The following is a 21,036-nucleotide window of genomic DNA, read 5'->3' on the forward strand; positions in this document are numbered from 1 at the left end:
CCTCTCCGAATTCTGGAGGGGGTTCCAATGAACTTGCGTCAAATGCTGCGCGCGCTTGCCTGCGGCGCGGTGATGATGGCGGTTACGCCGCAGGTCCGCGCCGAAGGCACGTTCGACATTCCCGCCGGCGCGCGCTTCAACAAGGAAAAGCTTGCGAAGATTACCGAGTTCTTTGGGAATGAGGTGGCGACCGGCAAGATCGCGGGTGCGAACGTCCTGATCCAGCAGCACGGTAAGCCGGTCTATCATGAAACCTTCGGCGTTCAGGACGTGGAGTCCAAGAAGCCAATCACCGACAAGACCATCTTCCGCCTGTTCTCGATGACGAAAGCGATCACGTCGGTCGTGGCCATGCAATTGGTCGAGGACGGCACGATCAAGCTCGACGATCCCGTCTCAAAGTACATTCCGTCCTTCGCGAATGTGAAGGTCGGTGTCGAGAAGAAGGCCGAGGATGGCACCAAGACGCTCGAACTGGTGCCGACGATCCGGCCGATGACCGTCCGCGACCTGATGGTGCATACGTCAGGGATCACCTACGGCTTCTACGGCGACACCCTGGTCCGCAAGGCCTATGCGGCCGCCAATATCTATGACGGAGATTTCGATCTGGCCGGGTTCGCCGAGCGGATCGCCAAACTGCCGCTGCACAATCAGCCGGGCGCGCTCTGGCAATACGGCCATTCCACCGATGTGCTGGCGCGCGTGATGGAAGTCGCGTCGGGAAAATCCCTGTTCACGATCATGCGCGAAAGGCTGCTCGATCCGCTTGGCATGGTCGACACCGGCTTCTACATCACCGATCCGGAGAAGCAGAAGCGGATGGCGCTGCCGGTACCGAACGACAGCAACTTTCGTGTCGGCCGCGACACCAACCCGACCAATGTCAAGAAGATCGAGTTCGCCAGCGGCGGCATGTACTCGACCATGGCGGACTACCGCCGCTTTACGCAGATGCTGCTCAATGGCGGCACGTTCGAGGGCAAGACCTATCTGAAGCCCGAAACGTTCAAGCTGATGACGTCCGACTATGTCGGCCCCGGGTCTGGGGTCGAGCGGGACTATTTCTATTTCCCCGGGGACGGCTTCGGAATGGGCCTCGGCCTCGCGGTGCGCACCGATCCAGGCAATGCCAAGCCGCCGCCGCCGGGTTCATTGGGCGAATTGAAATGGGATGGCGCCAGCGGCTGCTATTTCGTGGTCGACCGCAAGCAGGACATGTTCTTCGTGCTGCTCGAGCAGACGCCGACGGAACGCCAGCGCATCCAGCGGACGCTGAAGCAGTTGGTTTATGAAGCACTGGAGAAGTGATGGCGCGATCGGGCGTCGCCTTGTTGCGGCGGCGCTCGCCCTGCTTGTTCTCGGCGGCTCGCCGCATGAGCTCCGTGGCGAGCCGAAGGCGCTGGGCGCGCCAACTTTCTCGCGAGCGGCCCTTGACCGGATAGGCGACTACGTCCGCAACGAGGTCGCGACCGGCAAGATTCCCGGGGCAGTCCTGCTGATCCAGCAGCATGGCAAGCTGGTCGATCTTGAATGTTTCGGCGTGCGGGACCCTGCGTCCAGCCAGCCGATGACGCCGGATACCATTTTCCAGATCTATTCGATGTCGAAGGCCGTCACCTCGGTCGCCGCGATGATGCTGGTCGACGACGGCAAGCTGGCCCTCGACGATCCCGTGTCCAAATACATTCGTGCCTTTGCGGATGCGAAAGTCGGTGTCGATCTTTCCGATGAAGCAGGGCAGTACCCGCTCAAGCTCGAGCCGCTGAAGCGCCCAATCACGATCAGGGATCTGCTCCGGCACACGTCGGGTATCACCTACGGTTTCTTCGGCGAAACCGCGGTGCAGAAACTCTACGCCAATCCGCGATTATACGCCGGCGACTTCGACAACGCCGAATTCGCTGACCGCATCGCGACACTGCCGCTCGCCGATCAGCCGGCAACGCGTTGGAACTACAGCCATTCGACAGACGTGCTCGGCCGTGTCGTCGAGGTGGTGTCGGGGCAGACGCTGTTTCAATTCGAGAAGCAGAGACTGTTCGATCCGCTCGGCATGTCCGAGACCGAATACTATGTCGCAGATAAAGCGAAGTGGCCGCGCATCGCCCAGCCATTTCCCGTCGATCGCTTTCGGGTGGCCGGAATCAAGGATCCGACAGAGCCGCGGCGCTGGGAATCCGGCGGGGCAGGCCTGGTCTCGACGGCCGGGGACTACGCGCGATTTCTGCAAATGCTGCTGAATGGCGGCGAGCTGGACGGCAAGCGCTATCTCAAGCCTGAGACCGTCGCGCTGATGACCTCGGATCAGATCGGGCCGGAGACCAAGGTCATTCACGATCCCTTCTATTTTCCGGGACCATCCAGCGGCTTCGGTCTTGGCTTTGCCGTGCGCACCTCGCCACCGCCAAACACGACATGGCCGCTCGGCGAATACCGGTGGGATGGCGCAGGCGGAAGTTTCTATTTTGTCGATCCACAGGACGACTTGCTCGTTGTCTTCATGGTGCAGGCTCCGACGCAGGGCGGGCGAATTCAACTGGCACTGAAGACGATCATGTATGAGGCGCTAGGCAAGGGCCTGCGCAAGGATTGACAATCGCCTGATCACGCCACGGCGTTTTTCGCGATCGTCTCGCGATAGAACGACGCGCTCAGCTTGGGCGTACGGCGCTTGGTCTCGAAGTCGACGTGGTAGATGCCGAAGCGCTGCTCATAGCCATCAGACCATTCGAAATTGTCCATCAGGCTCCACAGGAAGTATCCGAGCACGGGCACGCCCTCGGATGTCGCGCGCTGCAACTGCGTGAGATAATTGCGCAGATACATGATGCGGTCGACGTCGTAGATGGTCCCGTCCGGCGCCGGCTGGTCGCTCCCTGACGTTCCGTTCTCGGTGATATAGATCGACTTCACGTTCCACAGTTTTGCGACATGACGCGGCACCCAGTAGATGGCTTCGGGGCCGGGCCTGAGCCAGCTCGCTTTCATGTGCGGAAACGAGGCGGGAAACGGCGCCAGCGTGAAGCCGCGCTCGTTGTTGGCGGCAACGACATAATGGTCGGGCGTATAGACGTTCAGCCCGACGAAATCGATCGGGGATGAAATGACGCGCAGATCATCGGCGGTGAATTTCGGCGCGTCCTGGCCGGACCGCGCCAGATAGGCGTCGGTGTATTTTCCCTCGAGCATCACGGTCAGATAGCCCGCGTTGAGTTCGCGCGTCGCCATCTCGGCGGCGCGGATGTTGGCTGATGTTTCGATGGCGGGGATGCAGCTCACCGCATTCTCTGCCGGACCGACCTTCGTTCCGGCGCGCCCATGGGCGCGGATGGCCTGAACCGCGAGACCATGTCCCAGCGCAACGTGGTGACGGACCTGGTTCAATCCTGACTGAGGCAGTTTGAGGCCGGGCGCGTCGGCGCCGAGGCCGTGGCCGAGATGAACGAGCCTGGAGCATTCGTTGATCGTGAAGAAATGCCTCACGCGATCACTCAAGCGGGCAGTGACATGGGCGGCGTAGTCCGCGAATGCCTTCGAGGTGTCGCGCGAAGTCCAGCCGCCGAAGCGATCCTGCAGCGCTTGCGGCAGGTCCCAATGATACAGCGTCGCAAACGGCTCGATGCCGTTGGCCAACAATTCGTCGACAAGGCGGTGATAGAAATCGAGGCCCTTTGGATTTGCCGGTCCGGTCCCATCCGGGAAGACGCGCGGCCATGCGATCGAGAATCGATAGGCTTTTGCGCCCAGCGACTTCATGATCTGGATGTCTTGCTTGTAGAGACGATAATGGTCGGTCGCGGTGTCGCCATTGCCGCGATCGGAGATGGTGCCGGGCGTGTGGGCAAAGCGGTCCCAGATCGACGGCCCGCGGCCGTCTTCGCTGACCGCGCCCTCGACCTGATAGGCCGAGGTCGCCGTGCCCCACAGAAAGCCGCTCGGAAAATTCGACGAGGGTCGTTGGTTCTGTGTTCCGGTCGCCTGATCCGATTGCGCCGTACCGGACTTGGCTGACAGCATCGACATGCCAAACGCCGACCAGCCTGCAAGTCTGCCAAATTGTCGCCGGGAAAATAATGCCATCATTTCACTCGTCAGGCGCGATCAATTTTGCGCAAACAAAGTTCACTCTTGAAGGGCTCAATATCGCCGCTTCCGTACTCTCGCGCAATTGTACACATGGCGGGACCAGCGGGTCGACATGCCTGCCGCGCAAGGCTAAACAGGCTCATCTATTCGTCCTATCAGGGGAGCAGGACCAATCGGCTTTCGCACGCCGCTGGCGCTTTTATTTCTATCACTCGGCATCGTTGTCGCGGTGTGGTGGTGGCTGGCCACGCCGGTAGCGCTGACGCGCGCGCCGATCGATGATGCATCGAAGCTGGAATGCGTTTCCTACGCGCCGTTCCGCAACGATCAGACGCCGCACGATCCGACGCTCATCGTCAAGCCGGAGCAGATCGCGGAGGATCTGAAGGAGCTTGCCAAGGTCTCCAAATGCATTCGCACCTATTCCATCGACAACGGGCTGGACAAGGTGCCCGAGCTTGCGTCCAGGGTCGGATTGAAGGTTCTGCTCGGCGTGTGGATCGGGCGTGATCGCGCGAAGAACGCGCAACTCGCCGACATTGCGGTCTCGTTGGTCAAAGATCATCCCGGCACGGTCGCAGCGCTCATCGTCGGCAGCGAAGTGCTGCTGCGCGGCGACATGACGGTCGGCGACCTTCGCCAAACGATCCAGTCGGTCAAGCCGCGCGTGGACATTCCGGTGACCTATGCCGATGTCTGGGAATTCTGGCTGCGCTACCGCGAGGTAGGCGCCGATGTCGATTTCGTTACCGCCCATTTCCTGCCCTATTGGGAGGACGTTCCCCCGCGCGCCGAGGATGCGGCCGCGCATGTAGATGAGATACGCAAGCAAGTGACGGCCGCCTTTCCCGGCAAGGAGATTTTGATCGGCGAAACCGGTTGGCCAAGCCACGGGCGGATGCGCGATGGCGCGCTGGCTTCCCGCGTCAACCAGGCACGTTTCATTTCCGAGATTCTAGAACGGGCACGGCGCGATAACTTCCGCGTCAATTTGTTCGAGGCCTACGACGAGCCATGGAAGCGCCGCTGGGAAGGAACGGTGGGGGGCTATTGGGGACTGTTCGACGGGGCCGAACGCAAGCTGAAATATCCGGCGGGCGTGGCCATCAGCAATTACCCGTTCTGGAAGCTGCAGATGGCAGGCGGGCTGCTTCTTTGCTTCTGTGTCTTCGCAGTCGCCGGGTTCACGTGGAAGCGCCAGCCGGCGCTGCCGCCGCCGTTGACGTCGGTGGCATCGTGGGCCGCGGTCGCCGCATCCGCGACCGCTGGCGGGATATTGCTGGGCATCGGCATCGACAAGATGCTCCAGGAAAGCTACGGGCTCGGCGGTTGGCTGGTTCAGGGGTTTCTGCTGACGGCGGCAGTGACAGCGCCGCTGCTGGCCACCTACGCGCTGATGTCGGGGCGGGAGCTTCCGGCGTTTCTTGAAGTGTTGGGGCCGCGCAAGGGCCTGACCCCATTGTTCATGAGCAACATACTGGGCGTGACCCTGATCGTGACGACACTCATCGCGGCGCAGACCGCGCTCAGCCTGATATTCGACGCGCGCTGGCGCGATTTTCCGTTCGCGGCCCTGACCATGGCCGTGGTGCCGTTCTGGACATTGGCGTTTCTCAACGGTTCGAAATCCGGCGAGCGGCCGCTCTCTGAGGCCGTGTTTGCCGGACTCTTCGCTTTGGCGGCGATCTATATCGTCCTCAACGAAGGCTTCCAGAACTGGCAGGCCATGTGGACGGGCGCGGTGTATCTGCTGCTCGGCAGCGCGCTGTGGCGGGCGCGCACATCGGCCGTTGCCTGAGTTTACGGCCTCCGGCTGACGCCTCTCACGCGCCGCGTACGATCTCGCGCACCAGCCCGACCGTCTCCTCGATCATCGCAGCGCTGACGTCGAGATGCGTGCAGGCGCGAATGCGGCCGTCCATCATCGCGAGCAGCACGCCGCGCTTGCGCAAGGCTTCGACCATTTTGTCGCCGGCGATGCCGGCTCTGTCAGGCTTGAAGAACACCAGGTTGGTCTCAGGCTCTTGCACCTCGATGCCGTCGATCTGCGACAGCCCCCGCGCCAGCGCACGCGCATTGGCGTGATCGTCGGCGAGGCGGTCGACGTGATGGTCGAGCGCGTAGACGCAGGCCGCGGCACAAATGCCGGCCTGCCGCATCGAGCCGCCGAGGCGCTGCTTCCAGCGCCAGACGTCGTCGATGAAGGTGCGCGAGCCCGCAATCACGCCGCCGATCGGCGCGCCGAGGCCCTTGGAGAAATCGATCCAGGCTGAATCCCACCCCGCGGCCATGTCGCGCGCCGATATTTTCGTGGCGACGCAAGCGTTCAACAGCCTCGCGCCATCCATATGGGTGATCAGCCCATGCGCCTTGGCGATCTCGACGATTTCATCCAGCGCCGCTTTCTTCCAGATCGTCCCGCCGCCGATATTGGCGGTTTGCTCGACGCTGACGACGGTCTGCGGCGGCTGGTAGCGCGAACGCGGGTGCAGCGCGGCGCGGAACGTTTCGGGGGTGAATTGCCCGTCTTCGCCCGGCAACGGTGTGATCTGGAAGCCGCCGAGCGCTGCATGCGCGCCGCCTTCGCGGGCGATGACATGCGCGGTGGCATGGGCAAGAATTTCATCGCCCGGCCGGCAATGGGCGAGGGTGGCCGAGACGTTGCACATGGTGCCCGACGGCATGAACACGGCAGCTTCCTTGCCGAGCAGGTCCGCCACGCGCTCGCAAAGTAAATTCACCGTCGGATCGTCGCCGATCTGCTCGTCGCCGACTTCCGCCCGCGCCATCGCCTCGCGCATCGCGGGCGTCGGTCGCGTCTGGGTGTCGGACAACAGGTTGATGCGGATGGGATCGGCCTTGGGATCGCGCGGGGCAGGGGTGTAGTGCATGGCAGTTTCTCGTCTCTTTTGACTTGGTGGCGGGACAGAAATTATCTGAACCGCAGATTTTCGCGAGAGAGCTGATTGATCGCAGTGCATCCCATCAGCTTCATTCCCCGCTCGAGTTCCGACCGCATCAGGTCGAGCGCCCGCTCGACGCCGGCCTGGCCGGCCGCGGCGAGAGGATAGAGATAATAGCGTCCAACGCCTACAGCCTTGGCTCCAAGCGACAACGCCTTCAAGACATGGGTGCCCCGCTGAATTCCGCCGTCCATGATTACGTCAATTCGATCGCCGACCGCGTCCACGATTTCGGCCAATTGATCGAATGGCGCGCGCGAACCGTCCAATTGCCGGCCGCCATGATTGGACAGCACGATGCCGGTGCAACCGATCTCGACGGCGCGCCGGGCGTCCGCCACCGACATGACGCCCTTCAGGCAGAATTGCCCGTTCCACAGCCGGACCATTTCACCCACATCGTCCCAATTCATCGAGGGGTCCAGCATCTCGGTGAAATATTTGGAGATCGACAGCGCGCCGCTGCCCATGTCGACGTGCTGGTCCAGTTGCGGAAGCTTAAACCGCTCATGCGTGAGATAATTGATGCCCCAGGCCGGCTTGATCCCGAACTGGTACATCCCGGCAAGTGTCAGCCGAAACGGAATCGAAAAGCCGGTGCGCTTGTCGCGCTCACGGTTGCCGCCCGTGATGCTGTCGACGGTGAGCATCATCACCTGGACTCCGGCTTCTTTCGCGCGTTGCATCATCGCACGGTTCAGGCCGCGATCCCGGTGATAATAGAATTGATAGACTTGCGGCGTGTCGTGCGCCTTGCGCAGTTCCTCGAGGCTTACCGTGCCGAGCGAGGATACGCCGAACATCGTGCCGTACTTCGCCGCAGCGGCGGCGACGGCGCGTTCGCCGGCATGGTGGAACAGGCGTTGCAGGGCGGTCGGAGAGCAATAGATCGGCATCGCGAGCTTCTGGCCCAGGACCGTTACCGACATATCGATGTTCTCGACGCCGCGCAGGACGTTGGGTACCAGGTCACAGCGCTCGAAACTTGCGGTGTTCCGGCGATGGGTCACCTCGTCGTCAGCCGCGCCATCGATGTAATCGAAGATAGGGCCGGGCAGCCGTCGCCGGGCCAGCCTGCGGAAATCATGGAAGTTGTGGCAGTCGCGCAAACGCATGTTGATCCCGCTTGGTTCAAGCCCGCAGCGAGGCTCGGCGTTGAGACGACGCCATACTCGCATACAAAAAGGCCCCGGCAAAACCGGGGCCTTTGATATCTCGTAACTGAAAACCGATCAGCGCGAATAGAATTCGACGATCAGATGCGGCTCCATCTGCACTGCGAACGGCACGTCCGACAGCGCGGGGATGCGGGTGAACTTCGCCGTCATCTTGGAGTGATCGGTCTCGATGAAGTCGGGCACATCGCGCTCGCCGAGCTGGCTTGCTTCCAGAACCGGGGTGAGCTGCTTGGAGGATTCCTTGACCTCGACGACGTCGCCGGGCCTGAGCTTGTAGCTCGGAATATTGACGCGGCGGCCGTTCACCTTGATGTGGCCGTGGTTGATGAACTGGCGCGCGGCGAACATCGTCGCGACGAACTTGGCGCGATAGACCACGGTGTCGAGACGGCGCTCCAAGAGGCCGATCAAGTTCTCACCGGTGTCGCCCTTCATCCGGCCGGCCTCGACATAGATGCCGTGGAACTGACGCTCGGAAATGTTGGCGTAGTAGCCTTTGAGCTTCTGCTTGGCGCGGAGCTGGACGCCGAAGTCGGACAGCTTGCCCTTGCGGCGCTGGCCGTGCTGGCCGGGGCCGTATTCCCGGCGGTTCACGGGGCTCTTCGGGCGGCCCCAGATATTCTGGCCCATACGGCGATCGATCTTGTATTTCGCCTCACTGCGCTTTGTCATCGCGTCCTCTGCTTAAGAGTTTGAGTTTTGAGGAAACGCGCCCTCCTGTGCACCGGGGTTGCCGGGGCCGACAGGTCCGCCTCGAAAGCTCGGGGAGGACCACGGGTCGCGAAACGCATCGCGGGCCGAAACCGGCCCGCGAGCAAGCGGGTTCTTAGGGAGAAACCGCCGTTCTGTCAACGAAAAGGGCCCCACGGAAACCGTCATTCCGGGGCGATGCGCAGCATCGAACCAGGGGGCGCCCTTGCGCCCCTGAGAATCTCGAGATTCCGTGTCTGGTCCTTTCGGACCATCCCAGAATGACGGGGGCAAGCCCCTCAGGTCGCGACCGCGCGGACCGGTTTGGGCTCGGTTTGCTGCCGATTGGCCCGCAATTCGGCTGATATTTCGCCGTTCAGCACCTGTTCCAGCCGGTTCAGCGCCCTGGCCATCGGGGCGGCATCGGTAATCCGGTGATCCCAGCGCAAGACGACATCGATGGTTTGATCGGGCTTTTCCACCCCATAGCTCAGGACAAAGGGTCCGGGGCTGATGGCATGGAGCTGGCCTGCGCCATAGGCGGCAACGGAGGTGACCCCAAAACTACCGAAATAATTGGCCCGCTGGCGGCCGAAGTTCAGCCCGACCGCCCAGAACAGCCGCCGTAGCGGCAGCGGCAGCCGCGTGGTTCGCAGGATCTTCCGGAACGCCGGCACCTCGTCGATCGGCGCCACCTTGGCGTGCCGGATCAGGGCGTCGACTTCGGCAAGCGACATTTCGTCGGGCGCGGCGACCTTTTGTGGCAGTACGCAATCCTGGCCGTCATCGACCCGGGCGATCGCCACCATCGCGACGCTGCGTGGCAGTTCGTAGAAGGCCGGCGTCGGCCATTTGACGTAGAGGGTGCGCAGGATCGGCTGTTCCCTGGCCACCAGCGCGAAGGCCTTGACGAAGATCGCGGCCCAGCCCGGCCGCTGGGCGGCCTGCGCGCGGGCTTCCTGCAGGGCTCGAATATGAAGCGGCCGCGAGAGCGAAACAAAGGGCACGCGGTTCGAGGCGTGCATGAGGTCGGCGACCAGACGGCGCGGTAGTGTGATTTTTCGAACCGTTCCGCGCATCGCTCCGCCCGCGTTTCCGCAATAGATCAATCAAAAGCCGGCAGGCCCCGCCCTGGCAACCTGCCAGCATCTCATCTAGCACGAACAAGGCGTTTTGACGCCAGAACGTTCGGATCCGGATCGCCCGGTTGCCGGCGCCGCGGTCCCGAGGGGCTCCAGTAAACCCCGAGAACTTTGAAGGGCTTGCCGCCATCTCGGCACCTATCGCTTGATCCCTTCAAAGCTTGCCGCGATGCCGCGCTGGAACAGCGACCAGTCGAAGCCGAGCGCCAGCGCAACGTAGCCGCGGTCGATCATCTCGTTGGCCTGCTCGGCCGTGCGCGCGACGCCGCCGATTGGTACGCCACTCCTGAGGATGCCTTCCTCGGCACGCTTCATCAGCGCCACCACCTCGGGATCATCGGGCAGGCCTCGCTTGTTGATGGAGGTGGCGAGATCGCCGGGGCCGATCACGGCGACATCGATGCCAGGCGTCGCCATGATCTCGTCAATGCGCTCGACCGCTTCGACATGCTCGATGGTGACCATGCAGATCATGTCGTCGTCCGCGGTCGCCATGTAATCCGCCATCGACACGCCCCAGCGGAACGGCGCATGGAACGGGCCCCACAGCCGGTCGCCGTTCGGCGGGTAGCGCACGCTGCGCACGGCTTTTTCGGCCTCAGTGCGGCTGCAGATCATCGGAAAATTGATGCCGAGCGCGCCAAGGTCCATCGGTGCTTTCGCCAGCCAGGGCTCGTTGGCGGCAATCCGCACCATCGGCACGCAGGGCGTGCCAGATGTCGCGGTAATCATCGCATGCGCCGAGCCGAGATCGATCGGGCCGTGCTCGAGATCGACGATGATAAAGTCGATTCCCGAACGCGCCATGATCTGCACGGTCTGGATCGAGGGAATGGTCGCGATCGCGCCGAAGGTCGGGCGTCCCTCCCGCCACGCCTGGCGGAGGCGGTTGAGCGGCGCTGGCTTTGCGGAAGTCAAGGCGGAAACTCCCTCTTCAAACGATCGATTCAAAATTCGGCGCTCGGCACCATATGGATGAATTCGTAGGCCATCGGGCCACCTGCTTTTTGCGCATCGCACTCGGCCCGCCATCCATGCCGATACGGACATGCATCAACCTCACAACAATATGTTAATATCTTGCCCGCAAAAATTGCGGCTCATAAAGATGAGCGTGCCGGGGCGTTATGCGGACATTCAATGGTGTGCAAGCCATGCGCGGCGTCGCGGCGCTGGCTGTCGTCTGCGGACACGCGGTAATCGCTCGCTCTGATTCGGCGACACAAGGTGCCGCCGAAGCGGCGCACACCATCCTGGCGAGCGGCGTCGACATCTTCTTCGTCATTTCCGGGTTCATCATTGCGACGACGGCCGCATCGCAAACCGACGCGCTGAATTTCGCTTTCAGAAGGGCCATTCGAATCTATCCGATGTACTGGCTCGTATTGCTGGCGGCGTTTATCAGTTCGTACTGGATCGCACTCGAAGCGGGAGATCGCCCTGCGCTGGACCTCGGCCACATCTTCGCGTGGGACTATCCGAACTGGTATATCGGACCCGCCTGGTCGATCGCGTTTGAAATGCACTTCTACGCCGTTGTCGCGGTGATACTTGCCATTGCACCGCACCGTCTTTTCGAGCTCTTGTTTGCGGCGCTCTGCGTTGCGGTGGTCGCAATCGTTTTTAAGCTGCCTCTCGGGATCTATTCGCATCCCCTGATTCTGGAATTCGGCGCCGGCGTCTTTATCGCTTACCTTGTCCGGATGAAGGGAACGCTGCCTGTCTTGCCGTACAGCACGGTTATCTCCGCAGCCTTGTTCACTGCGGGCTGGTACTGGATTTTCGTCATCGGAACGAGCAATCCCCAATTCGCACGTGTGCCGACCTATGGTCTTGGTGCGGCACTCCTCATCTATACCGTCGTCGCGGCCGAACTCCACGGCGCTTCGTTTTCGCGCATCCTGCAATGGCTCGGCAGCATCTCCTATTCGCTCTACATCTCACATTTTTTGCTGATCAGATGGATCGCGAACTTCCCCGAGCTGTGGCAGATCTCTCAGGCCGGCGTCATCGTCGCCAGCATTCTGCTTTCGATCGGCCTCGCGGCGGTCTTGCACCTGCTCGTCGAAGTGCCGACGCTCAATTGGGGTCGCAAGCTCAGCCTGACGCGCAGGGGCGGCGAGGTCTCGCTTACCTTCGCTGACGTGCGCGACCTTCAGAAGCCATAAACCGGTTCATCAGTTCTGGCGCGCCGGGAGCCGACGTTCGCCCGCCTGGCCGGCAGCGCCGGGCTTTTGCGACATCATTGGACATCGACGTTTTCATCCGTCCCGGTATGATGATCCCCCGCACAATAAACCTAGGGAGGAGTCGAAGATGAGGACAATTCTTGTCGCCGCTGCACTCGCCGCCCTTACCATTGGCGCATCCGCTCAGGACAAGCGTCCTGACTACGGCACGGCGGTCAATGCCGCGGGCGCGAAGAAGATTGCAGCCGGCATACTCGCCGAATGCCAGAAGAACGGATGGAACGTGGCTGTCGCTGTGGTCGATAATCACGGATTCCTGGTGTATTTCGAACGCATGGACAACACGCAGACCGGCAGCATGGACATCGCCGTCGGTAAGGCGAGGTCCGCGGCGACCTATCGGCGCCCGACACGCGTTTTCATGGAGGCGATCAACAAAGGTGGGCCGGCCACGGCCACACTTCCCGGTGTCTTCGCCTCGCCGGGCGGATTGCCGATCATGGTCGACGGCAAAGTCACAGGCGGCGTGGGAGTGAGCGGCGTCACCGGTGACCAGGACGAGCAATGCGCCAAGGCCGGCCTGGGAACGACATAAGAAGTTGCTTCCAGCGTACCGCGACGCGCCTTGGCGATCTTAGGCCAGGATGCGGCCGCCGAAAAACGGCATCAGCGCCTGGCTCAGCGTGTGCGGCCGCCGGGAGGTGAAAATCATCTCGGCCCCGGCCCCATCGCTTTGCCGGCCTGGTGACGCCAGCAGCTCGGACACGCGCCGGGCGATGGCGGGCGCCGGGTCGATCCAGTCGACCGGCCACGGCGCGAGCCGTGTCAAGCGGTCGAGCAACAGCGGAAAATGGGTGCAGGCCAGCACGACGGTGTCGGTGCGATGCTCGCCGCTGCCGACAAAGCAGGGGGCGAACTCCGCCGCAATATCCTCGTCACGCACGTCGTTGCCGTTGAGTGCTGCTTCGGCGAGCGAAGCGAGTTCTGCCGATCCCACCAGCGTCACTTCGCAGCCTTGCGCGAAATCATCGATCAGGCGCTTGGTGTATTCGCGCTTGACGGTGCCCTTGGTGCCGAGCACCGAGACGCGCTTGGTCTTCGAGCTGGCGCAGGCCGGCTTGATCGCAGGCACGGTGCCGACGAACGGCACGCTGTAGGCGTTGCGCAGATGCGACATCACGAGCGTGGAAGCGGTGTTGCAGGCAATCACCACCAGGGCAGGGGCGTGGCGGGCGATCAACTCGCCGACCAGCGGCACCACGCGGGCGATGATCTCTTCCTCGCTGTGATGGCCATAGGGAAAGAACGCGTCGTCGGCGACATAGACGTAGTGGGCGTCGGGCCGGGCGCGGACGATCTCGCGCACGACCGAGAGGCCGCCGAGGCCGGAGTCGAAGATGAGGATTTTCGGCGGGGATGACACGCTGCGACCTTAGCCGATTTGCGGTTACCGTTAGGTTGCTTCGAGGGGGCCGGCTGGAGTCACGGCGGTTGTGACAATTTGGAACCATCTAAATCGGCTTGGCAAGGCCGGAAAACTGCTGGGGTGGCACCCAGGACGCACAAGCGGAGGCCCGTCCGCTGCCCTTGCAGTCGATGGAAGATTGGGTGTCCTGAGACGACGCTCGCCGCCAATCGATCAGGTGGACTGAGGAATTCGCGCGATGACCTTGATCTCAAAATCGAAGCCCGCCAACCAGTTCACCCCCACCGCGGTCCAGTTCGGATAGGGTGGCTCACCGATCTCCTTCAAGCGAACTGCGTTGACCGCCTCCCACTGCGTGGCCGGGTCGGTGTGGAACGTGGTCACGTCAACGACGTCGTCGAACGTGCAACCGGCAGACTTCAGCACGGCCGAGAGATTGTCGAAGGCAAGCTGGACCTGTTTTTCGAAGACCGGCTCCGGCGACCCTTCATCGCGGCTGCCGACCTGGCCCGAGACGAACAGAAGATCGCCCGAGCGGATCGCCGCCGAATAACGGTTGATCTCATAGAGTGCCTGCCTGCCGGCAGGAAAGATTGCATCGCGTTTGGCCATAACGTCACTCCTGTTCGAGAGTAGACCAGATCTCCACGGTTCCGGCCCTTTGCATTCCATTATCGGGCGGTTTGACATACGCCCCGTATGCTTCTATATGTTACATACGCCGCGTATGTCAACTAGCATACGGGGCGTATGTCTTTTGGGGGGAATGACGGTGGCCGCGAAGCGACGCGCACAAATGGTGGAGGAAACCCGGGCCAAGCTCATCCAGGCCGCCCGGAGGGCTTTCGCGACCAAAGGCTATGCGGCGGCGTCGATGGACGATTTGACCGCCGAGGCCGGCCTGACGCGCGGCGCGCTCTATCACAATTTCGGCGACAAGAAGGGTCTGCTGCAGGCCGTGATCGGCCAGATCGACGCGGAAATGATGGCGCGGATGCGCGCTGTGCAAGATCAGGCGGAGACCCGGTGGCTCGGCTTTCTCGCCGAGGGCGTCGCCTATATCGAGATGGCGCTGGAGCCGGAGATCCAGCGCATCATGCTGCTGGACGGACCGGCCGTACTCGGCGATCCATCGCTATGGCCCAACCAGACTGCGTGTCTTCGCACGACGACGCAATCGATCCAGGCGCTTATCGACGAAGGAACGGTGAAGCCGATGGATGCGGAGGCTGCCGCGCGGCTCATCAATGGAGCCGCGCTCAACGCCTCGCTCTGGATTGCCGCAGCCGACGATCCGCACGCCGTCTTTGCAAAGGCCGTCGAGGCTTTCCGATATCTAGCGGTCGGTTTGCTGCAGACCGAGAGATGACCGTCAGGCGTTCGGACGGCGTTGTCAGCTCTCGCCGAACACGCGCTTGAAGATCGTATCGACGTGCTTGAAGTGATAGCCGAGGTCGAACTGCTCCTCGATATCGGCATCGCTCAGGTGCTTCTTCACGTCGGGGTCCTTTTTCAGCAGCGTCTGGAAGTCGCCTTCGCCGCGCCAGACCGGCATGGCGTTGCGCTGGACGTATTTGTAGGCGTCCTCGCGGCTGGCGCCCTTCTGCGTCAGCGCGATCAGGAGCCGCTGCGAATGCACGAGACCGCCGAGGCGGTCGAGGTTCTTCTGCATGTTGGCGGGATAGATCAGGAGCTTCTCGATCAGGCCGGCAAGCCGCATTAGCGCGAAGTCCAGCGTCACGGTGGCGTCCGGCCCGATCATGCGTTCGGCAGAGGAGTGCGAGATGTCGCGCTCGTGCCAAAGGGCGACGTTTTCCATCGCCGGCATCGCATAGGCGCGCACCATGCGCGACAGGCCGGTCAGATTCTCCGACAGCACCGGGTTGCGCTTGTGCGGCATGGCCGACGAGCCCTTCTGGCCCTCGGAGAAGAACTCTTCGGCTTCCAGCACCTCAGTGCGCTGCAGATGGCGGATTTCGATGGCGAGCCGCTCGACGGAAGAGGCGATCACGCCAAGCGTCGCAAAATACATCGCATGCCGGTCGCGCGGGATCACCTGCGTGGAGATCGGCTCCGGCTCGAGCCCCATCGCCTTGGCGACATGCTCTTCCACGCGCGGGTCGATCTGCGCAAAAGTGCCGACGGCGCCCGAAATCGCGCAGGTCGCGACCTCCTTGCGGGCGGCAACCAGGCGCTCGCGGGCACGGGAGAATTCCGCATAGGCGTAGGCAAGCTTGAGCCCGAACGTCACCGGCTCGGCGTGGATGCCATGGGAGCGGCCGATGGTCGGCGTCATCTTGTGCTCAAACGCGCGCTTCTTCAGCGCGGCCAGAACCTTGTCGAGGTCCGATATCAATAAGTCTGCGGCGCGAGTGAGCTGCACGTTGAGGCAGGTGTCGAGCACGTCGGAGGACGTCATGCCCTGGTGAACGAAGCGGGCCTCTGGGCCGACGATTTCGGCCAGATGGGTCAGGAAGGCGATGACGTCGTGCTTGGTCTCGCGCTCGATCTCGTCGATCCGCGCCACGTCGAAGGTGGCGTGCTTGGCCTTGGCCCAGATCGTCTTCGCCGCCTCCTTGGGGATCACGCCAAGTTCCGCCAGCGCATCAGCAGCATGCGCCTCGATCTCGAACCAGATCTTGAAACGCGTCTGCGGCTCCCAGATGGAGGCCATTTCCGGGCGGGTATAGCGGGGGATCATCGAAAACTCCGGACGAGCAGGGGCGGGGCGGAAGGCTATCCCCGGCGGATTTGTTTTTACGCCGCGCTTTAGCAAATCGCGTCGAAGGAGGCCACCCGTACGGGGGCGCTGACATGGGAAAACCGGGACCGAAACCCGCTCGGGGCGCCCCGCCGCCGCTACAGGCTGGCCAGCCCGCACTCCACGGCGAGGCGGACAAGCTGCGCATCCGTGCGCATGCCGGTCTTGGTCTTGATCAGGTAGTGGTAGTTCTGCACGGTCTTGATGCTGAGATTGAGGTTCGAGGCGATCTGCTCGGTGGTCGCACCGGCGGCCAATTGCCTGAGGATCTCGATTTCCCGCTCGCCCAGTTGATCGAGCACCGATCCCGAGGGGGAGAGGCTTTCCAGCGCCAGCACGCGGGCGATGTCGTCGCTCATCGCCTGTTCGCCGCGGACAAGCGAACGGATCGCCCGGATCAGCGCTGATGGGTCGGAGCCCTTCGTGACGTAGCCGTTCGCGCCGGCATTGAAGGCGGCCTTCACCTGCGCCGCCTCGCAGTGCATGCTGAAGACGAGAATGCGGGTGTCGGAGGAGCGGGCGCGAATGTTCCTGATCGCTTCGAGGCCGCTGGCGCCCGGCATCGATATGTCCATGACCACGACGTCAGGAGCGTGCGCCTTGAAAGCGCGATAGGCGTCGGCGGCGTTGTCGGCCTCGGCCACCACCTGGAAATCATCCTGGTGCTCCAGCACGCGCCGATAGCCTTGCCGGACCACGGGATGGTCGTCGACGAGCAGGATCGAAATGCCTTTGGTCTGCGACGCGGTCATCAGGCTGCAAGCGGGATCGTGGCGGCCACGCTCACCCCGCGGTTCGCATCCGCGATCGACAGCGAGCCGCCGAGCGCGGCGACCCTCTCGCGAATGCCGGTCAGGCCAAAGCCGGGAGAGCGGGCCAGTTTGGCCGCATCGCCGCCGCCGTCGTCCTCGACGTGGACCAGCAGCGCGTTTTCCACGCCGGTGCGCCGCTCGATCCGCAGCACGATCACCCGCGCCGAACTGTGCCGCAAGGAATTGGTCAGGCATTCCTGGGCGACCCGATAAGCGGTCGCAGCGACGGCGCCGCGGACGTCGGCGAGATCGCCCTTGAGATCGAGCTGGATCGTCGGCTGCGTCGCATTCCGCGAGCGCCAGCTATCGACGAGATCGACGAGGCAGGCTTCGAGCCCGAGTTCCTCGGCGGGCGGATGGCGCAAGCGGTTCAAGGTATCGCGCAGGCACGCCATGATGCGATGGGTGGCTTGCGAGATCATCCGCGCGTCCTGCACGACCTCGCTCTTGTCTTTTCCCTGCGCGCTGGTTGCTTCGATCGTGTTGGCGAAAGCGAGGATCGCCGTCAGGTTCTGTCCGAATTCGTCATGCAGTTCACGGGCAAGCGCCCGCCGCTCGTCGCTGCGGATTTCGAGCAGGCGCCGGGTCAGCGCTGCGCGTTCCTCCATGGACTGCGCGAGGCGATCGCCGAGATCGCCGACGGCCTGTCCGATCATGGCAAGTTCCATCGATCGGAAGCGGGGCAGCGACGTGCTGTATTGCCCGCGCGCCATCCGCTGCAGCGCGGCGACGATCTGCTGCGCCGGCGCAAGCGTATGCGCAATCGCAAGTGAAGCAAGCAGCGCGATCGCCACCGCCATCAGCAGGGCGACGTGGATGTTGTCGAGGATGTGCTGCCAGGCGAGTGCGATGGCGGCGCCTGGATCGGCAGCGGCCGAGACGCTGCCTGCGTTGGCCGCGCGGGTGCTGATCGGCCGCACGACCGCGGCGTGATGCCCAAGCAGTGTCTGCGCCAAAGCCGCGAACCAGCGCGGCGGAGCTTGGCCGATCCCCTTGTTCTGACCGCAAAGCGGCTTTTCGAACGCGCCTGCCGGCTCGAGCCGGACGCAGATGCCCGGCGAGATCAATCCCATCGTTTCGATGGTGCGCCATTCCGGCACCGGCAGCAGTTGCTCGCGCATCCTGTTGCTGCGCAACATCAATTCGCGCCAGTAGAGCGCTTCGAGCGCGACCGAGACACGCTCGGCGGAAGCGGCCGTGGCGCGATCGACGCTGCGATGCGCGTCGATCGCCGCCCAGATAGTCGCCGCTCCCAGGCACAGGCTGACCACGAGAAACAAGCGGGCGACGAGCTGAAGCACGAGGCGCATGCGATCACTCCGAACGTGCGGATAAGCGTAACAGCACCGCCAACCCGTGCCAATGCAGTGGGTTCTAATTCGGGAAAATTTCCCAACCAACCGTGGGCATATGTCTTTGGACGCGGTCGTGACCGCTGATCTATCAAAGCCGGGGCCTATTTCGCAGGCGGCCTTTGGGCCGCCGCGCGCGTTTACAGGGAGCTGACGCAGCATGAGTGCAACGGCTGGCGCCGAGACCGCATCATCCGCCGCGGATACGTCGGAACGCAGCGTACTCCTGCTATGGATGATTTTCACCGGGCTCTCGGTTTTCGCCGTGGTGCTCTTGTGGCGATACGGTCTGCTTCATCTGATGATCATTTCAGACCGCACCTACATCTCGAGCGTCATTGCCGTCCTCTATATCGTCACTTGCTTCCATTGCTTCTGGCGGACGCGTGCGATCGCGCGGGAAGGCGAGATCACGCGGCGCTGCCGCGCGATCCTGTCTGTCCCGGGCGGCGCAAGGGGGCTGGACGAGGATGCGCGCGCCTTGCCGGTCGGGCTGGTGACGGATCACATCCGCAGCCTGGTGCAGAAGGCGAGGGCGCAGGCGGCCGGGCGCATCGACCAGACGCTGCTGCTCCGCTCGCTCGCTGACCGGCTGCGTGGCTCCAACGGATTTGGCGCGTTCGTGTCCGACACGCTGATGAAACTCGGGCTGCTCGGCACCATCATCGGCTTCATCATCATGCTGGCGCCGATTGCCACGCTCGATGCGGCCGACAAGGTCGCGATGAAATCATCGATGGGCCTGATGAGCGACGGCATGGCGGTGGCCATGTACACGACGCTGGCCGGCCTGATCGGCTCCATCCTCGTGAAAATCCAGTACTACATGCTGGATGCCGCGACCCAGCGGGTATTTTCCGATGCCGTCATGCTGACCGAGACGCACGTCACCCCAGCCCTGGAAAGCCATCCTGGAACGCCGGCATGATGGACGATTTCGGTCTCTATCCGCGCGAGGAGGCCTTCGATCCGCTGGGCGTCATGCTGTTCAAGGCGCTGCAGGTGATTGCGTTCCTGTTCTTCCTGGCGCTGCTCGCAGTCTCGCCGGACGCGAAGGACGGCAAGATCGATTCCAAGGCCGAGTTCATCATCACGATGGACTGGCCGGACAATCATCCCGACGATCTCGACCTGTTCGTGCAGGACCCCGTCGGCAACATCGCCTGGTATCGCCACCGCGAAGCCGGTTTCCTCACCCTCGACCGCGACGACCGCGGCGGCGCCAACAATTTCATCATCGTCAACGGCAAGAAGATTGCGTCGCCGATCCGCGAAGAGATCGTCACCGTGCGCGGCATCGTCGCCGGCGAATACACCGTCAACGTCTCGCACTTCCAGGCGACGACCGGGCAGCCCGTTGCGGTGAGCGTGAAAGTTCAAAAACTCAATCCGACCGCGCAGGTGATCTTCGACAACAAGCTGACGCTCGACCACACCGGCGAGGAACAGACCGCGCTGCGCTTCTGGCTCGATGCCGAGGGCAAGGTGCTCGACGTCCAGCAACGGCAGAAGTCGCTGATGGAGACGTTCCGCAACGTCCGTGCCAATGGCGCGGATCTCGATCCGAAAACCGGCGTCAGGATGCCGCGTCGTGAATAACCTGCAATCGGTCGTCGTCACGCTCTCCGTCAGTTACGCGCTGATTGGCGCGCTGTTGCTGATTGTCCTGGTCTATGCGCGCTTGCCCTGGTCGGCAAAGGCAGTCGCCGTGGTGGTGACGAGCGCGTTCTACATTACGAGCTTCATGGGCGTGCGCGGCCTGTTGGGGTGGGCCAGCATCGACAGGCTGCCCGCAAGCTTCAAGCTGCTGCAGGCCCGGATCGTGGAGCCGCACTCGCTGGAAGGCGATCCGGGCTCGATCTATCTCTGGGTCGAAACGCTCGATGACGGCAACCGGCCGAGCGGTGTGCCAAGGGCCTTTCGCATTCCCTATAGCGACAAGCTCGCGCAGAAGACCGACAAGGCGGCCAGTGAGATCGCCGCCGGCCGCCCGCAGGGCGGTCGCGCCGCCGATTTTGGCGATGGCGGGGGCCGCCTGCTCGAGGCCGCCCGGGAGTACATCATGCCCACGGCGATCATCGATACGTCGGGAGGTGACCCCTCCACGGGTGGGGGATTGGCCGCGGCTCCCCGCGACGGCGACGGAGTGTCGTTTACGCCGCTGCTCCCGCCGCGGATGCCGCCCAAGGACGAGCAGTAGGCTCGGGGCGGGGAACGGGTCCCCGGTGCCCGGTCAATCACGTATTATTGACTGACAGATATTGAAATCTGTCAGCGAGAGATGCTATATCCATTGCCGACGCCGGTATCGGGCGTCACCCGGCTCGTTGGCCCTGAGCCGGGGACTTGCAAAGGACTACGCCAATGACTGCCCATCTCATTCATCTCACCGCCCAAATCCAGCGCTGGCTCAATCAGAGCGTCGCCCGCCATC

Annotated in this window: 20 protein-coding genes; 9 read left to right on the forward strand and 11 right to left on the reverse strand. The window is 63.0% G+C overall.

Annotation, left to right across the window (positions count from 1 at the left end):
* Nucleotides 1–27 precede the first annotated feature (27 nt).
* Together LMTR3_RS26410 and LMTR3_RS26415 are read left to right on the forward strand one after the other, a co-directional pair.
* Nucleotides 28–1,311, forward strand: coding sequence for a serine hydrolase domain-containing protein (locus tag LMTR3_RS26410; protein ID WP_065747927.1), 1,284 nt, complete (start codon nt 28–30; stop codon nt 1,309–1,311).
* Nucleotides 1,292–2,596 (forward strand): serine hydrolase domain-containing protein, encoded by a 1,305-nt coding sequence (locus tag LMTR3_RS26415; protein WP_065747928.1) that lies wholly within the window; start codon nt 1,292–1,294, stop codon nt 2,594–2,596. The genes LMTR3_RS26410 and LMTR3_RS26415 overlap by 20 nt, the downstream gene beginning before the upstream one ends.
* A gap of 11 nt (nt 2,597–2,607) precedes the next feature.
* On the opposite strand, the gene LMTR3_RS26420 is transcribed toward LMTR3_RS26415, so the two are convergent.
* The gene (locus LMTR3_RS26420; RefSeq protein ID WP_065747929.1) at nt 2,608–4,086 is read right to left on the reverse strand and encodes a GH1 family beta-glucosidase; all 1,479 of its coding nucleotides are present in this window, start codon (nt 4,084–4,086) and stop codon (nt 2,608–2,610) included.
* A gap of 232 nt (nt 4,087–4,318) precedes the next feature.
* On the opposite strand from LMTR3_RS26420, the gene LMTR3_RS26425 reads away from it, so the two are divergent.
* Nucleotides 4,319–5,887 carry a glycoside hydrolase family 17 protein gene (locus LMTR3_RS26425; RefSeq protein ID WP_065747930.1) on the forward strand — a complete coding sequence of 523 codons (1,569 nt, stop codon included), beginning with the start codon at nt 4,319–4,321 and terminating at the stop codon, nt 5,885–5,887.
* A gap of 25 nt (nt 5,888–5,912) precedes the next feature.
* On the opposite strand, the gene LMTR3_RS26430 is transcribed toward LMTR3_RS26425, so the two are convergent.
* From LMTR3_RS26430 to LMTR3_RS26450, 5 genes are all read right to left on the reverse strand, one after another.
* Nucleotides 5,913–6,980: a threonine aldolase family protein gene (locus tag LMTR3_RS26430; protein WP_065747931.1), complete on the reverse strand. Its 1,068-nt coding sequence runs from the start codon at nt 6,978–6,980 to the stop codon at nt 5,913–5,915.
* Between the two features lie 41 nt (nt 6,981–7,021).
* On the reverse strand, nt 7,022–8,167 hold the full coding sequence (locus LMTR3_RS26435; RefSeq protein ID WP_065747932.1) for an alpha-hydroxy acid oxidase: 1,146 nt from the start codon (nt 8,165–8,167) through the stop codon (nt 7,022–7,024).
* 117 nt (nt 8,168–8,284) lie between these two features.
* On the reverse strand, nt 8,285–8,902 hold the full coding sequence (gene rpsD, locus LMTR3_RS26440; RefSeq protein WP_065747933.1) for a 30S ribosomal protein S4: 618 nt from the start codon (nt 8,900–8,902) through the stop codon (nt 8,285–8,287).
* A 317-nt stretch (nt 8,903–9,219) separates the two neighbouring features.
* Nucleotides 9,220–9,999: an acyltransferase gene (locus LMTR3_RS26445; protein ID WP_065748233.1), complete on the reverse strand. Its 780-nt coding sequence runs from the start codon at nt 9,997–9,999 to the stop codon at nt 9,220–9,222.
* A gap of 201 nt (nt 10,000–10,200) precedes the next feature.
* The gene (locus LMTR3_RS26450; protein ID WP_065747934.1) at nt 10,201–10,980 is read right to left on the reverse strand and encodes an HpcH/HpaI aldolase family protein; all 780 of its coding nucleotides are present in this window, start codon (nt 10,978–10,980) and stop codon (nt 10,201–10,203) included.
* A 236-nt stretch (nt 10,981–11,216) separates the two neighbouring features.
* On the opposite strand from LMTR3_RS26450, the gene LMTR3_RS26455 reads away from it, so the two are divergent.
* Nucleotides 11,217–12,230, forward strand: a complete 1,014-nt coding sequence (locus LMTR3_RS26455) for an acyltransferase family protein (protein ID WP_176721993.1) — start codon at nt 11,217–11,219, stop codon at nt 12,228–12,230.
* 148 nt (nt 12,231–12,378) lie between these two features.
* Entirely contained in the window at nt 12,379–12,846 is a 468-nt protein-coding gene (locus tag LMTR3_RS26460) for a GlcG/HbpS family heme-binding protein (protein ID WP_065747936.1), read from the forward strand.
* 39 nt (nt 12,847–12,885) lie between these two features.
* Here LMTR3_RS26460 and murI read toward each other — a convergent pair whose 3' ends face one another.
* Both murI and LMTR3_RS26470 read right to left on the reverse strand, forming a co-directional pair.
* The gene (gene murI, locus LMTR3_RS26465) at nt 12,886–13,674 is read right to left on the reverse strand and encodes a glutamate racemase (RefSeq protein WP_065747937.1); all 789 of its coding nucleotides are present in this window, start codon (nt 13,672–13,674) and stop codon (nt 12,886–12,888) included.
* A 216-nt stretch (nt 13,675–13,890) separates the two neighbouring features.
* Nucleotides 13,891–14,289: a RidA family protein gene (locus LMTR3_RS26470; RefSeq protein ID WP_065747938.1), complete on the reverse strand. Its 399-nt coding sequence runs from the start codon at nt 14,287–14,289 to the stop codon at nt 13,891–13,893.
* A 160-nt stretch (nt 14,290–14,449) separates the two neighbouring features.
* On the opposite strand from LMTR3_RS26470, the gene LMTR3_RS26475 reads away from it, so the two are divergent.
* Nucleotides 14,450–15,046 (forward strand): TetR/AcrR family transcriptional regulator, encoded by a 597-nt coding sequence (locus tag LMTR3_RS26475; protein WP_065748234.1) that lies wholly within the window; start codon nt 14,450–14,452, stop codon nt 15,044–15,046.
* A 24-nt stretch (nt 15,047–15,070) separates the two neighbouring features.
* Here LMTR3_RS26475 and purB read toward each other — a convergent pair whose 3' ends face one another.
* From purB to LMTR3_RS26490, 3 genes are all read right to left on the reverse strand, one after another.
* Nucleotides 15,071–16,378: an adenylosuccinate lyase gene (purB, locus tag LMTR3_RS26480; protein ID WP_065747939.1), complete on the reverse strand. Its 1,308-nt coding sequence runs from the start codon at nt 16,376–16,378 to the stop codon at nt 15,071–15,073.
* A 158-nt stretch (nt 16,379–16,536) separates the two neighbouring features.
* Nucleotides 16,537–17,190: a response regulator gene (locus LMTR3_RS26485; protein ID WP_065747940.1), complete on the reverse strand. Its 654-nt coding sequence runs from the start codon at nt 17,188–17,190 to the stop codon at nt 16,537–16,539.
* Entirely contained in the window at nt 17,190–18,560 is a 1,371-nt protein-coding gene (locus LMTR3_RS26490) for a histidine kinase (protein ID WP_065747941.1), read from the reverse strand. Before LMTR3_RS26490 ends, LMTR3_RS26485 begins: the two co-directional genes overlap by 1 nt.
* A gap of 202 nt (nt 18,561–18,762) precedes the next feature.
* Between LMTR3_RS26490 and LMTR3_RS26495 the strand changes: the two genes are divergently transcribed.
* Genes LMTR3_RS26495 through LMTR3_RS26505 form a run of 3 tightly spaced genes read left to right on the forward strand, consistent with a single transcriptional unit; the run spans nt 18,763 to nt 20,802 of the window.
* On the forward strand, nt 18,763–19,530 hold the full coding sequence (locus LMTR3_RS26495) for a MotA/TolQ/ExbB proton channel family protein (RefSeq protein ID WP_065747942.1): 768 nt from the start codon (nt 18,763–18,765) through the stop codon (nt 19,528–19,530).
* A complete protein-coding gene (locus LMTR3_RS26500) occupies nt 19,527–20,201 on the forward strand; it encodes a DUF2135 domain-containing protein (RefSeq protein WP_065747943.1) in 675 nt (224 codons plus the stop codon). The genes LMTR3_RS26495 and LMTR3_RS26500 overlap by 4 nt, the downstream gene beginning before the upstream one ends.
* Nucleotides 20,194–20,802, forward strand: a complete 609-nt coding sequence (locus LMTR3_RS26505) for a hypothetical protein (protein WP_065747944.1) — start codon at nt 20,194–20,196, stop codon at nt 20,800–20,802. The genes LMTR3_RS26500 and LMTR3_RS26505 overlap by 8 nt, the downstream gene beginning before the upstream one ends.
* Nucleotides 20,803–21,036 lie beyond the last annotated feature (234 nt).

The sequence above is a fragment of the Bradyrhizobium sp. LMTR 3 genome, assembly GCF_001693485.1.
Lineage (GTDB): Bacteria > Pseudomonadota > Alphaproteobacteria > Rhizobiales > Xanthobacteraceae > Bradyrhizobium.